Below are 12,088 nucleotides of genomic sequence, written 5' to 3' on the forward strand. Positions count from 1 at the left end.
CGGCCGGGTTCTATGACTTCGAGGCCAAGTATCTGTCGGGAGCGGTCCGGTTCGACGTTCCGGCAGACATCCCCGTCGACGTCGCCGCCAGAATTCGTGATCTTGCCGTGCGCGCGTTCGATGCGTTGGACTGCGCGTGTCTCGCGCGCGTGGACGTCTTCTGGTGCCCGGACGGTTCGATCGTGGTCAACGAGGTCAACACCATGCCCGGGTTCACCCCGACCTCGATGTTTCCCCGGATGTGGGGTGCGACCGGTCTGGACTACCCGGCGCTGGTGGACCGGCTGATCGAGTCGGCGGTGCACCGCGGCACCGGGTTGCGGTGATCCGGCGGCAGCGATCCGGCGGCAGTGCCTGGGCGGCGGGTCAGGCGACCGTCGCCCTGGTGGCGTCGCGGACCGGCCCGGCGAGCGTGACCAGGACGTCGAACGCCTGCAGGGACGCGGGCAGGATGAGCACGACCTGGGGACGTCGGGTCGGCGTGGAGTACCGGACGCTCGCGCCGCGCTCTTCGGCGAACCAGCCGACGTCGTCGACGACCGAGAGGGTCACGTCCGGTCGATAGCTCGCGGCGACCCCGGGAACCCCGCACGACAGGACCGCGGGCGGGGAACCCCAGGCGGCGACGAACGGCGACGCCGGTCTGACCTCGCGCCGGCCCAGACCCGTCCCCAGCGAGGACGGCAGGGCCGCAACGAGGTTCACGCAGGCGGCCCGTTCGCTGCCGGCCGGGTCGGGCACCAGGGTGACCGTGACCGGACCCGGGGAGCCCGCGCAGGATGTGACTAGAATCACGATGGCGATGACGCTGGCTCGTATGATGGCCGGGATCGAGATCTTGGCCGTCATACGAGTGGTGGGCGCCGGTCGGATCAGGGCGTGGGAGCCCGTCATCCGTGCACGGCCCGCGTCACCGGTTCGGGCCGCCGGCAGCGCGAAGGGCCATGATCGCACCGCCGTCGGCCGGGTCAGAAGTGAACCACCGGACACGTCAGGGTCCGGGTGATGCCATCGACCGCCTGCACCCGTGACATGACCAGTTTTCCCAGCTCATCGACGCTGGCCGCCTCGGCGCGCACGATCACGTCGTAGGGGCCGGTGACGTCCTCTGCCTGGGTGACCCCGGGGATCTGTTCGATCTCCTTGGCCACCGAGGAGGACTTTCCAACCTCAGTTTGGATGAGGATGTACGCGTGGACCACAGACGCTCCCTCGTCGGACGCCGACAACCCGTCGCTCAGAACAACGGGCCGACAGAAGGTAACAGGCAATCGGCCCTCGTGAGTGTCTCTGACGCAGGGGAATTTGGTCTGATCGCCCGAGTGGTGACCCGGTTGGGGGCGCCTGGCCCACCCGCGGGCCCTGGTGACGACGCCGCAGTGGTCCCGACACCAACGGGTTCTGTGATCGCCACCACGGACCTGCTGGTCGAGGGGCGGCACTTCCGGTTCGACTGGTCTTCCCCGTACGACGTGGGGCGCAAGGCCGCCGCCCAGAGCCTGGCGGATGTGGCGGCGATGGGAGGCACGCCCACCGCGCTGCTGATCGGACTGGCCTGCCCGCCGTCCACCCCGATCGAGATCGTCGACGGGGTGGCCGACGGTCTGCGTGACGAGTGCGCGCTGGTCGGCGCGGTCGTGGTCGGCGGTGACATGGTCAGCGCGAGCGAGGTATGCCTGGCGGTGACCGCGCTGGGCGAGCTTGCGGGGCGTACTCCGCTGACGCGGGCCGGAGCACGGCCGGGCGAAGTGGTGGTGCTCGCCGGTACGGTGGGCCGCTCCGCCGCCGGCCTCGAGCTCCTGCTGGCCGGCGTGCGGGATGGTCCGCTGGTGGCCGCCCACCGCCGTCCGTCGCCGCCGTATTCGGCCGGACCTGCGCTGGCACATGCGGGTGCCAGTTCGCTGGTGGATGTCAGCGACGGGCTGCTCGCCGATCTCGGGCACGTGGCAGGCGCGTCCGGGGTCGTGTTCGAGGTGGATGTGGCCGCCCTGAGGGCGCTCGTTCCCGGTGTCGACGTGCGACACCTGCTCACCGGTGGCGAGGACCACGGCCTGGTCGGGACGCTGCCGGCGGGCGTGGACCCGCCGCCGGGGGTGGCGGTGATCGGCCGAACGCTCCCGGTCGGGTCGGCCGGCGGCGGCCGGCCAGAGGTGCGGCTCGTCGGTGAGGGCATCCCGCCGGACCTGCGCGGCCCGCACCGCGACGGACCGGCGCCGGATGGTACCGCGGGCACGGCACGTGGCTGGGACCATTTCAGCCACTGATCCAGCCACTGTGGCGGCCGGGTCCGCGCATAGCGTGGCACCTGTGTCCGCTCCGGTGTCCCCGTCCTCCGCTGGAACCTCGCCTGCTGTGTCGCCGCCCCGGGTACTGACGATCGCGGGCTCCGACTCCGGCGGCGGCGCCGGCATCCAGGCCGACCTGAAGACCATGGTGGCCCTCGGCGTCCACGGGATGAGCGCCCTGACCGCGGTGACGGCCCAGAACTCCGTGGGGGTGCGCGGGGTGTGGGACCTGCCAGCCGACGCCGTCGTCGCGCAGATCCGAGCGGTCGTGGACGACATCGGTGTCGACGCGGTCAAGACCGGGATGCTGTCGTCGCCGCGGATCGTGGCGGCCGTGGCAGCCGAGCTGGCAGACCTCGCCGATGGGGGTGTTCCGGTCGTGGTCGACCCGGTCGGGGTGTCCAAGCACGGTGATCCGCTGCTTGCGCCCGAGGCCGTCGATACCGTCCGGACCCGGCTATTGCCGGTAGCGACCGTGGTGACCCCGAACCTGGACGAGGTGAAGCTGCTCACCGGGGTCGCCGTGCACGACGAGGACGACATGCCGGCCGCGGCCCGGGCGATGCTCGCCCTCGGGCCACGCTGGGTGCTGGTGAAAGGCGGTCACCTGCGCGGCGACGCCGTGGACCTGCTCACCGACGGCAGGCAGACCATCCTGCTCCGGGCGCCACGACATGACAACCGGCACACGCACGGCACCGGTTGCACCCTCGCGTCCGCGGTCGCGTCGTTCCTGGCCCGCGGGTCGGACGTACCCGACGCGGTACGGGCGGCCAAGGACTACGTCACCGGTGCGGTGGCGGCCGGATTCGCGCTCGGCTCCGGCATCGGCCCGGTCGACCACGTCTGGTCCTGGCGGAACGCCACCGGCGCGCCGCCGACAGCTGCTGCTATGCCCTGGTCACCTTGCCGGCCTTGATGCAGGACGTGCACACGTTGAGGCGCTTGGGCGTCTTGCCCACGAGCGCGTGCACAGTCTGGATGTTGGGGTTCCAGCGCCGCCGGGTGCGCCGGTGGGAGTGGGAGACCGACATACCGAAGCCCGGCCCCTTGCCGCAGACGTCACACACCGAAGACACGAGAACACTCCGCCGGAAGATAGTGATGATGGTGCCGCGTGTGCGGCAGTCCCCCGAGGGTACCCCACCGGCGTCCCGTGAACGTCGTGGGCCTGCTCCCCGCCGACGAATGAGCGGGGTCAGCCGAAGACGAGGCGATGTTTGCGATCGTAGTACCCGCTGCACAGGCGCAGCGCGAGGCGGAACAGCCAGGGCGCCTTCGCGGTGACCCGATCGATGTCCGCCGGATCCGCGGACCGGGCCGTCGACGGGATGAGTACCCACAGGTCGCGCATGGGCAGATCGCGGTCGGCCAGTTTGTCCCAGCGTGTGAAATCCCCCGCCGACATGTGCGCGAGAATCATCGGGAAGACGATCCGTTCCTCCGCCGCGATGTGCCGTTCCAGCATGTCGCGCAATGTCTGCGCCACGCTGGCCAGATCCGTGCGGGCAGCGGTGGATGCGGGGTCGGCGACCAGGTGTCGGACCGTCGCCCAGAGCCTGTCGATGACCGGGGCGGCGTCGGCGTGGTCGCGGGTCAACGGCGTGAGATCGGGGCAGTCCGGTGCGCAGGCGCTGATGAGAGGCCAGCCGAGCTCGTCCTCGGCCCGGTGGTGGCGGTGCAGGTCATCGACGAACACCCGGGCGAACGTCCGCAGGGTGCGCGCCTGCCTCGCCGTGAACGGGCTGTCGTCCTTCGCCAGTCGCCGCCCGAGCGTGGCCAGCTCACCGGCTTCGCGCACGATCGCCCGGTGGGTGAGGCGGTAGAGCTCGAGATCTGGTTCGGGATCGCCGGGGAGACGGGGCTGCACGGGGAACGGAAGGCCATGCGGGCTCGGAACGGTCTGTGACATTCCAGCGGCCTTTCATCACTGATTGTTATATTTTTACGATCTTTTTCGGCCTACAACCAGAATGGACGGTGTATGACCTTCGCGACAGCCGGTTGGCGATTGTCCCGGACGGATTCGAGTGGGTGTGGGGTCGCAAAGTTGTCGGTGCCGTCGGGCAGGATCGGGGGTGTGATCGACCAGACGACGCGGCTTCGGGACGTGCTGGGAGAGAAAACGGCGATCATGCTCGCCGATGCCCTCGGCCTGGAGACTGCCGGCGACCTGCTCGCGCATCTGCCCCGCCGCTATGAGGAACGCGGCGAGCTGACCGATCTCGCGAACCTGACGGTCGGGGAGGTGGTGACCGTGCAGGCGCAGGTCGTCCGCGCAGAGCGGCGTCCGATGCGGGAGCGCCGGCGTTCCATGCTGACGGTCACCGTGACCGACGGCCGGCACAGCCTGCTGGTGGTGTTCTTCAATCAGGTCCGGCAGGTGCGCGAGCTGCGCAGCGGCGTCACGGCGCTGTTCGCCGGCAAGGTGGAGGAGTTCCGCGGTCGGCGGCAGCTGACCAATCCCGAGGTGCAACTGCTCGACGCCGAGATCGCCGATGCGCAGGGGCGCGACGGCGCGGAGGGCTTTGCCGGCGGCCTCGTCCCGATCTATCCGTCGGCTATGAAGATCCCCAGCTGGACGATCGCCAGCTGCGTGCGGATGGTCCTCTCCGATCTCATCGAGATCGAGGAACCGCTCCCCGCGGCCATCCGGTCCGAGCACCGGTTGGTGGGGCTGCTCGACGCCTACCGCCTGGTTCACCAGCCGTCATCGTGGGCGGAGGTCACCCGCGGCCGGGCCCGGCTCAAGTGGGACGAGGCGCTCATCCTGCAGGTCGCGCTCGCACAGCGCCGGTTCGACAACGAGCAGACCGCGGCGACCGCGCGACATGCCCGGCCCGACGGCCTGTTGGCCGCGTTCGACGCGACCGTGCCGTTCCCGCTGACGGCCGGGCAACGCGCGGTCGGCGAGACCATCGCGACCGAGATCGCCCGGCCGTTCCCCATGCACCGGCTGCTGCAGGGTGAGGTCGGTTCCGGCAAGACGGTGGTGGCGTTGCGGGCCATGCTCGCGGCGGTCGACGCGGGTGGTCAGGCGGTGCTGCTGGCGCCCACTGAGACGCTCGCAACCCAGCATCTGCGCAGCCTGCGTGACATGCTCGGCCCGTTGGGGCGGGCCGGCGAACTCGACGCCGCGCTGTGTGCGACCAGGATCGCCCTGGTGACGGGTTCCCTCGGGCTGAGGGCGCGGCGCGAGGCGCTCGCGGCCGTGGCGGAGGGCAGCGCCGGTCTGGTGGTGGGTACGCATGCGCTCCTCGAAGAATCGGTGACCTTCCGTGACCTCGCTCTGGTGGTCGTGGACGAGCAGCACCGTTTCGGCGTCGAACAGCGGGACGTGTTGCGGTCCCGGTCCGACCGTCCGCCGCACCTGTTGGTGATGACGGCCACACCGATTCCACGTACGGTCGCGATGACCGTTTTCGGTGATCTGGAGGTCTCCACCCTGACCGAGCTGCCCGCCGGCCGCTCGCCGATCGCGACGTTCGTCGTGCCCGCGGCCAACGAGGTCTGGACGGACCGGATGTGGGGTCGCATTCGGGATGAGGTCGCCGCGGGTCATCAGGCATATGTCGTCTGTCCGAGGATCGGCGACGACGCCACCGACGCCGACCCGGACGCCGACCCGGACGCCGACGGCGCGACCGAGGGCGGGCGCCGGCCGAGTGCCGCCGTTCTCGATGTGCTCCCCGCGCTGCGTGACGTCGAGCTTGTCGGGCTCCGGGTCGCCGCGCTGCACGGCCGATTGCATCCGGATGACAAGGAACAGGTCATGACGAGGTTCGCGGCGGGGGACATCGACGTCCTGGTGGCCACCACGGTGATCGAGGTCGGGGTCGACGTGCCCAACGCGACCGTGATGGTCGTGGCCGATGCCGACCGTTTCGGCATTTCCCAACTGCACCAGCTGCGCGGTCGGGTCGGGCGTGGCAGCGCGCCGGGGTGGTGCCTGCTGTACACCGACGCCGAGCATGGGTCGCCCGCATGGGAGCGCCTGGCCGCGGTGGCTGCCACCTCCGACGGTGCGCAGCTCGCCCGGCTGGACCTCGCGCAGCGGCGCGAGGGCGACGTGCTGGGCGCGGCCCAGTCCGGTGGCCGCCGAGCCCTGCGCCTGCTGGAGCTCCTCAAGGATGAAGACCTGATCCTGTCTGCGCGGGACGAGGCCACCGCCCTGGTAGGCGCAGATCCGGAACTGTCGGCGCATCCGGCTCTGGCTGCGGCGCTCGCGGCGACGCTCGACGAGACCAGGGTCGCCTATCTGGAGAAGGGTTGACGAGGATCATCGGCGGTGTCGCGCGCGGGCGGCCCATCCGGGTGCCGCCGGGCGAGCGGACCCGTCCGACATCCGACCGGGCGCGCGAGGGTCTGTTCAACACGCTTGCGTCGGTGGTCGATCTGCACGGTGCGCGGTTCGCCGATCTCTATGCCGGCAGTGGCGCGGTCGGTTTCGAAGCGCTGTCGAGGGGGGCCTGCCATGCCCTGCTGGTCGACCAGTCCCAGGTCGCTGTGCGGACGCTGCGCGCGAACGCGGCGAGCCTCGGGCTCGCCGGTGCGGAGATCGTCTGCCAGCCCGTCCAACGTGTGGTGGAAGCCACACCAGGGCATGCTTTCGATGTGGTGTTTCTGGACCCTCCGTATAATCTTTCTGACGTAACGTTGACGACTGTGCTAACTCGCCTGCTTTCCCATTCCTGGCTGTATCCGGATGGTCTGTGTGTCGTAGAGCGATCGCGTCGCAGTGAGCCGCCCAGATGGCCGGATGGTTTCGCTACCGTACGTAATCGGACGTATGGCGAGGGGGTCCTCTGGTACGGTTCTGGATCATGAGAAAGGCTGTCTGTCCCGGCTCCTTCGACCCGGTCACCAACGGTCACCTTGACATCATCGGTCGTGCCAGCCGGCTCTTCGACGAGGTTGTCGTGGCCGTGCTCATCAACAAGAACAAGGCCAACCTCTTCACGGTGGACGAGCGGATCGAGCTGATCCGTGAGGCGGCGCGCGAGCATTCCAACGTGATCGTCGAGTCCTCCCACGGCCTGCTCGTCGATTTCTGCCGTGCCCGCGGCATCCAGGCCATCGTCAAGGGCCTGCGGGCGGTCAGCGACTTCGACTACGAGCTGCAGATGGCGCAGATGAACCACTCGCTCGCGGGCGTCGAAACCCTGTTCATGAGCACGAACCCGCAGTACGCCTTCCTGTCGTCAAGCCTGGTCAAGGAGGTCGCGACCTACGGCGGGGACGTGTCGGGTCTGGTGCCGGACCTCGTGCTCAAACAGCTTCGGGAGCGTCTCGCGCAGTAATCGTGTCACTCCCGGTAATCGATGGTGTACCGTAATAGTCTGCCGTCCATGGCAGACCTCCAGGGTGCCCTCGAGGCGATTGTGGCCATGGTCCTCGATGCGCGGGGAATGCCGCTGTCGGCGTCCTGCATCCTCAACCGCGCCGAGCTGCTGACCGCGCTGGAGGACCTGCGCGGTCGGCTGCCGGCGGAGATCGCCCAGGCCAGGCGGATTCTGGCTGAGCGGGACGCCATCCTCGACGACGCACGCCGGGAGCGGCACCGGATCGCCACCGACACCGACATCGTGCGCCACGCGGAGGCCGAGGCCGAGCAGCTGCTGACCAAGGCGCGGGACGCGGCGGAGGCTGCGCGGTCGGAGTTCGACACCTACGTCGACGGGAAGCTGGCGGCCTTCGAGGTGGTCCTGTCCAGGACTCTCGCCTCGGTTGCCCGTGGCCGCGCACGGTTGGCCACCCCACCGCCCGGCACGCGGGACCGTGATGATCGAAGCGCCGTCAGCCTGGGCGATCGGATAGACTGGTAACCTGTGTCGGCTAGCCGGACTGAGGGGTAGCCGGCCGAGAGAGGTAGTCGGACTGAGAGGTAGCCGGCCGAGTGGCTACTTGAATCATCAACCAGTAACGTTCAAGCAACCAGTGACGTTCGAGAATTGTGAATCCAGTATTTTCGTGGCAACCACAGACACTCCACCCATGACCGTGCCGCCATCGCGCCGCCGGAGCCCCCGTGGTCCGCTCGTGCTCGACATTCGCGAGCTGGGCCGTCGCGCGGGTTCGATGAAGCACGTCGTGACCCGGCTGCCGGCACCCGCGGGGCTGGGGACGGAAATGATCCACGTTCCGCCGGGCGCGCTCATCGAGTTGGACCTGCGGCTGGAAGCCGTGATGGAAGGTGTACTCGTGAGCGGCACGGCGTCCACCCCGTTGGCGGGTGAGTGCTCGCGTTGCCTCGACCCGTTCGAAGACCAGACGGCGGTCGACATCCGGGAGTTGTACTACTACCCGGACCGGGTCGTGGACGACGCCGATGATGACGACTGCCAACAGGTCGTGAACGATCATCTCGATCTGGTGCCGGCGTTGCGTGACGCACTGGTACTCAGCCTGCCCCTGTCGCCCTGCTGCCGGCCGGATTGCGCCGGTCTGTGCGTCGACTGCGGAGCGCGACTGGACGATCTTGATCTCGGTCATACCCATGAACGGGTCGACCCCAGGTGGGCAGCACTGCCATCGCTGGTCGAGAACCCATCGCTGGTCGAGAACCCGGCAGCGATCGATAACAAGGAGAAGGACTAGTGGCCGTCCCGAAGCGTCGGACCTCGCGCAGCAACACCCGCTCCCGGCGGGCGCAGTGGAAGGCGAAGGTCCCAGCCCTGGCCACGTGCCCGCGTGGTCACGTGGTCCGGCCGCACACGGTCTGCCCGACCTGCGGCCGTTACAACGATCGACAGGTCATCGACGTCTAAGTGGTGTGACACATGTAGCGGTCGATCTACTCGGTGGTGATGGCGCACCGGGCTCGGTCGTCGACGGCGTCAGGCGCGCGCTCGCTGCTGACCCGACCTTGGACGTCAGCCTGGTCGGCCCGTCCCGGCTCGTTGAGTCGTTGGTGCGCGCGCACGGCCTGGATGGCGGGGGCCGGCTGCGGATCGTCGAGGCGTCTCATGCGGTCGGCCCCGACGCGGACGCCGTCCGTGCGGTGCGATCGAGGCGGGACGCTACGGTCCGAGTGGCGGCCCGCCTGATCAGGGATGGCGCCGTCGATGCGATGGTGTCGGCTGGTCCGGTGGCCGCGGCTGTGGCCGCAGCGGCCTTCACCCTCGGTCCGCTACCCGGGGCCACCAGGCCAGCGCTTGCCGTGGTCGTCGACGCATCGTCTGGGCCGGTGCTCTTGCTGGATGCCGGCGCCGTCACCGACGCGAGCATCAGCGCCGACCAGCTCACCCAGTGTGCGGTCATCGGATCGGTCTACGCCACAATCTGTCTACAGGTGGCGCGTCCCAGGATCGGGCTGCTGTCCGCGGACCCGGGCCAGCCGGCCCCGCCGGCTCATCCGGACCGATCACGTGGGGGCACCGGTGTGTTGGTGAACGCCGGTGAACTCATCACCGAGGTGGGGCTCGACTTCGTCGGCGGTGTCGGTGCAGCCACGGTCGTGGCCGGTGGCGACGCCGACGTCGTGGTCAGTGACGGTTTCACCGGGGCGGTCCTGGTGTCGGGTCTGCGGGCGGTTGCGCAGGCTGTCGGTCAGCTACCGCCTGTTGGCCAGCTACCGCGAGCGTCGCGGGGGTGGCATCTGCGGGAGGGGGAATTCGTGGTCGGTGTCGATGGGATCGTGGTCGTAGTGGATGGTCGGTCCGGGGAGACCGCGGCGGGAGTCGCGCTCGCGATCGCTGATGCGTCCGCCGCGGACCGGGCCGGCTGGGTGTGCCACCAGCGCGCGGCCCTCGCCGGCCTCGTCACCCGCCGCCGGGTCCGCGCCGGGTTGTCGGCGTGACCCGCGGCGTGGCGCTGCCGGCGCCCAGGGACGGTCTGGTGGCCGTCCTCGGTGTTCAGGTCGACGTCGACCTGCTCGAACGGGCTCTCACGCATCGCTCGTACGCCTACGAGCAGGGTGGCTTGCCGACCAACGAGCGCTTGGAGTTCCTCGGCGACTCCGTTCTGGGTCTTGTCGTCACCGACGCCCTGTTCCACCGCCATCCGGACCTGCCCGAGGGGCAGCTCGCCAAGCAGCGCGCGTCCGTGGTCAACATGCGTGCGCTCGCCGGGGTCGCCCGCGCTCTGGGGGAGCACGGCATCGGCCCGTACCTGCTGCTGGGCCGCGGTGAGGAGAGCACCGGAGGTCGGGACAAGGCGAGCATCCTCGCGGACACCCTGGAGGCGTTGATCGGCGCGGTGTACCTGTCGGCTGGTGGGTTGGACGGCCTGCAGGTCGCGTCCGAGTTCGTCCACCGCCTGTTCGACCCGCTGCTGGACGTCGCCGCCGGCCGGGGCGCCGGGCTGGACTGGAAGACCTCGTTGCAGGAACGGACCGCACTGCTGTTGCTGGGCCCGCCCGAGTACGAGGTGGACGAGTTCGGACCGGACCACGCCAAGCGGTTCACCGCCCGCGCAGTCGTGGCCGGGGAAGTCCTCGGCCACGGTGATGGCGGGAGCAAGAAGGAGGCCGAGCAGCGTGCCGCCGCAGCGGCCTTCCAGACGCTGGAGGCACGCTCGGCCGACCCGGCCGACCCGGCCGACCCGGCCGACCCGGTGGACCCAGGCGATCCGGTGGACGGCCGCTCCGACACGCCTGTGCGTACCGGTAACCGCTGACCGCCCGTCGAACGGGTCGCGATGCCAGAGCTTCCCGAGGTTGAGGTCGTCCGGCTCGGTCTTGAACGGGCGTTGGTCGGTCGGACGATCGCGACCGTCGCGGTGGCGCACCCCCGGGCCGTGCGGCGTCATACCGCGGGGGCCGCTGACTTCGCGGCGGTGCTCGCGGGCCGCACCATCTCCGCCGCGCGTCGGCGGGGGAAGTATCTGTGGTTGGATCTCGACGGCGCTACGGCGCTGCTCGGTCATCTCGGGATGAGCGGTCAGCTTCTGGTGGTGCCCGCGGACAAACCCGCCGAGACCCATCTCCGAATCCGCTTCACGTTCTCCGACGGCGGTCGGGAACTGCGATTCGTCGATCAGCGCACGTTCGGCGGTCTCGCCGTCGTTCCCGTAGGCGCGGGTGTCCCGGAGCCGATTGCGCATATCGCGCTGGATGTCCTCGACCCGGGCTTTTCCGATGCCGGGTTCATCGCGGCCATCGGTCGGCGCCGGACCGGAATCAAACGCGCTCTACTTGATCAGGCGCTGGTCAGCGGCATCGGCAACATCTACGCCGACGAATCCCTGTGGCGGGCGCGACTGCATTATGCGCGTCCGACCGAGACCCTGACCCGCGGTGAGCTCGGCCGGTTGCTGGGCGCGGCACGTGAGGTCCTCACCGCCGCGCTGCGCGCGGGCGGGACGTCCTTCGACTCGCTCTACGTATCGGTCAACGGTGTGAGCGGCCTGTTCGACCGCTCACTTGAGGTCTATGGGCGGACCGGCCGGCCGTGCTCACGATGCCAGACGCCGGTCCGTCGGGACGCATTCATGAACCGGTCGAGTTTCACCTGCCCACGCTGTCAGCCCCGGCCGAGAAGTGCCCGTTGGTAGCGTCCCCCCCGGACGGCGGCGAAGTGGCATTCCGGGTTACAGCTTGCCGCCGGGGACGTTGGGTACCGCGGTCTGAGTGGGACCGGATGTGCGGGGTGGGGCGTAGCCCGGTTCGATGATCTCGGTTGGGGCGGCTGGTGCCGGTGCCGGTGTGGCACTGCGTAGACCCTGGGTGCTGGCCTGGGGCACCGGCAGGATACCGGCGTCCTGTCGAACACTCTGGCCGCAGCCGGTGAGCGACAGCGTCGCCGGGATGACGGTGGCGCTGACCAGCAGCATCATGGCATGTCGGCCGCGGGGAAGACGCACCC

Annotated in this window: 16 protein-coding genes and 1 pseudogene; 12 read left to right on the top strand and 5 right to left on the bottom strand. The window is 69.6% G+C overall.

Annotation, left to right across the window (positions count from 1 at the left end):
- Positions 1–326: pseudogene (locus tag U9978_RS12665) on the top strand (D-alanine--D-alanine ligase A); the annotation flags it as partial.
- Between the two features lie 40 nt (positions 327–366).
- Here U9978_RS12665 and U9978_RS12670 read toward each other — a convergent pair.
- Together U9978_RS12670 and U9978_RS12675 are read right to left on the bottom strand one after the other, a co-directional pair.
- Positions 367–894, bottom strand: coding sequence for a DUF3515 family protein (locus U9978_RS12670; protein ID WP_322761304.1), 528 nt, complete (start codon positions 892–894; stop codon positions 367–369).
- Positions 895–968: 74 nt separating this feature from the next.
- Positions 969–1,202 (bottom strand): Lrp/AsnC family transcriptional regulator, encoded by a 234-nt coding sequence (locus U9978_RS12675; protein ID WP_131747996.1) that lies wholly within the window; start codon positions 1,200–1,202, stop codon positions 969–971.
- A gap of 78 nt (positions 1,203–1,280) precedes the next feature.
- On the opposite strand from U9978_RS12675, the gene U9978_RS12680 reads away from it, so the two are divergent.
- Together U9978_RS12680 and thiD are read left to right on the top strand one after the other, a co-directional pair.
- Positions 1,281–2,264, top strand: coding sequence for a thiamine-phosphate kinase (locus U9978_RS12680; protein WP_322761305.1), 984 nt, complete (start codon positions 1,281–1,283; stop codon positions 2,262–2,264).
- A 43-nt stretch (positions 2,265–2,307) separates the two neighbouring features.
- The gene (thiD, locus tag U9978_RS12685) at positions 2,308–3,204 is read left to right on the top strand and encodes a bifunctional hydroxymethylpyrimidine kinase/phosphomethylpyrimidine kinase (RefSeq protein WP_322761306.1); all 897 of its coding nucleotides are present in this window, start codon (positions 2,308–2,310) and stop codon (positions 3,202–3,204) included.
- On the opposite strand, the gene rpmB is transcribed toward thiD, so the two are convergent.
- Together rpmB and U9978_RS12695 are read right to left on the bottom strand one after the other, a co-directional pair.
- A complete protein-coding gene (rpmB, locus tag U9978_RS12690) occupies positions 3,176–3,364 on the bottom strand; it encodes a 50S ribosomal protein L28 (protein ID WP_013874853.1) in 189 nt (62 codons plus the stop codon). The two genes, thiD and rpmB, sit on opposite strands and share 29 nt — an antisense overlap.
- Before the next feature lie 119 nt (positions 3,365–3,483).
- Complete coding sequence (locus U9978_RS12695) at positions 3,484–4,197, bottom strand: hemerythrin domain-containing protein (RefSeq protein ID WP_322761307.1); 714 nt, start codon at positions 4,195–4,197, stop codon at positions 3,484–3,486.
- Positions 4,198–4,365: 168 nt separating this feature from the next.
- On the opposite strand from U9978_RS12695, the gene recG reads away from it, so the two are divergent.
- The 9 genes from recG (at position 4,366) to mutM (ending at position 11,777) form a co-directional block, all read left to right on the top strand.
- A complete protein-coding gene (recG, locus tag U9978_RS12700; RefSeq protein ID WP_322761308.1) occupies positions 4,366–6,558 on the top strand; it encodes an ATP-dependent DNA helicase RecG in 2,193 nt (730 codons plus the stop codon).
- Positions 6,555–7,112, top strand: coding sequence for a 16S rRNA (guanine(966)-N(2))-methyltransferase RsmD (gene rsmD / locus U9978_RS12705; protein ID WP_322761309.1), 558 nt, complete (start codon positions 6,555–6,557; stop codon positions 7,110–7,112). Before recG ends, rsmD begins: the two co-directional genes overlap by 4 nt.
- On the top strand, positions 7,109–7,585 hold the full coding sequence (gene coaD / locus U9978_RS12710) for a pantetheine-phosphate adenylyltransferase (RefSeq protein WP_322761310.1): 477 nt from the start codon (positions 7,109–7,111) through the stop codon (positions 7,583–7,585). The genes rsmD and coaD overlap by 4 nt, the downstream gene beginning before the upstream one ends.
- A gap of 48 nt (positions 7,586–7,633) precedes the next feature.
- Entirely contained in the window at positions 7,634–8,110 is a 477-nt protein-coding gene (locus tag U9978_RS12715) for a hypothetical protein (RefSeq protein ID WP_322761311.1), read from the top strand.
- Between the two features lie 169 nt (positions 8,111–8,279).
- Positions 8,280–8,882 (top strand): YceD family protein, encoded by a 603-nt coding sequence (locus tag U9978_RS12720; protein ID WP_322761352.1) that lies wholly within the window; start codon positions 8,280–8,282, stop codon positions 8,880–8,882.
- Positions 8,882–9,052, top strand: a complete 171-nt coding sequence (gene rpmF, locus U9978_RS12725) for a 50S ribosomal protein L32 (RefSeq protein ID WP_322748321.1) — start codon at positions 8,882–8,884, stop codon at positions 9,050–9,052. Before U9978_RS12720 ends, rpmF begins: the two co-directional genes overlap by 1 nt.
- Positions 9,053–9,057: 5 nt before the next feature.
- Entirely contained in the window at positions 9,058–10,083 is a 1,026-nt protein-coding gene (locus U9978_RS12730) for a phosphate starvation-inducible protein PhoH (protein ID WP_322761312.1), read from the top strand.
- Positions 10,080–10,901 carry a ribonuclease III gene (rnc, locus tag U9978_RS12735; RefSeq protein WP_322761313.1) on the top strand — a complete coding sequence of 274 codons (822 nt, stop codon included), beginning with the start codon at positions 10,080–10,082 and terminating at the stop codon, positions 10,899–10,901. The genes U9978_RS12730 and rnc overlap by 4 nt, the downstream gene beginning before the upstream one ends.
- Before the next feature lie 21 nt (positions 10,902–10,922).
- Positions 10,923–11,777: a bifunctional DNA-formamidopyrimidine glycosylase/DNA-(apurinic or apyrimidinic site) lyase gene (gene mutM, locus U9978_RS12740; protein ID WP_322761314.1), complete on the top strand. Its 855-nt coding sequence runs from the start codon at positions 10,923–10,925 to the stop codon at positions 11,775–11,777.
- A 36-nt stretch (positions 11,778–11,813) separates the two neighbouring features.
- Here the strand turns inward: mutM and U9978_RS12745 are convergent, their stop codons facing one another.
- Positions 11,814–12,059: a hypothetical protein gene (locus U9978_RS12745; protein WP_322761315.1), complete on the bottom strand. Its 246-nt coding sequence runs from the start codon at positions 12,057–12,059 to the stop codon at positions 11,814–11,816.
- Positions 12,060–12,088 lie beyond the last annotated feature (29 nt).

Source organism: Protofrankia sp. Cr2, from assembly GCF_963555885.1.
In the GTDB taxonomy this organism is placed as follows: Bacteria; Actinomycetota; Actinomycetes; order Frankiales; family Frankiaceae; genus Protofrankia.

Excerpts from the sequence above, each read along its gene's own strand:
- coaD (WP_322761310.1), top strand. The coding sequence starts at position 7,109 with ATGAGAAAGGCTGTCTGTCCCGGCTCCTTCGACCCGGTCACCAACGGT.
- U9978_RS12720 (WP_322761352.1), top strand. The coding sequence starts at position 8,280 with ATGACCGTGCCGCCATCGCGCCGCCGGAGCCCCCGTGGTCCGCTCGTG.
- mutM (WP_322761314.1), top strand. The coding sequence starts at position 10,923 with ATGCCAGAGCTTCCCGAGGTTGAGGTCGTCCGGCTCGGTCTTGAACGG.
- U9978_RS12715 (WP_322761311.1), top strand. The coding sequence starts at position 7,634 with ATGGCAGACCTCCAGGGTGCCCTCGAGGCGATTGTGGCCATGGTCCTC.
- U9978_RS12745 (WP_322761315.1), bottom strand. The coding sequence starts at position 12,059 with ATGATGCTGCTGGTCAGCGCCACCGTCATCCCGGCGACGCTGTCGCTC.
- U9978_RS12695 (WP_322761307.1), bottom strand. The coding sequence starts at position 4,197 with ATGTCACAGACCGTTCCGAGCCCGCATGGCCTTCCGTTCCCCGTGCAG.
- U9978_RS12670 (WP_322761304.1), bottom strand. The coding sequence starts at position 894 with ATGACGGGCTCCCACGCCCTGATCCGACCGGCGCCCACCACTCGTATG.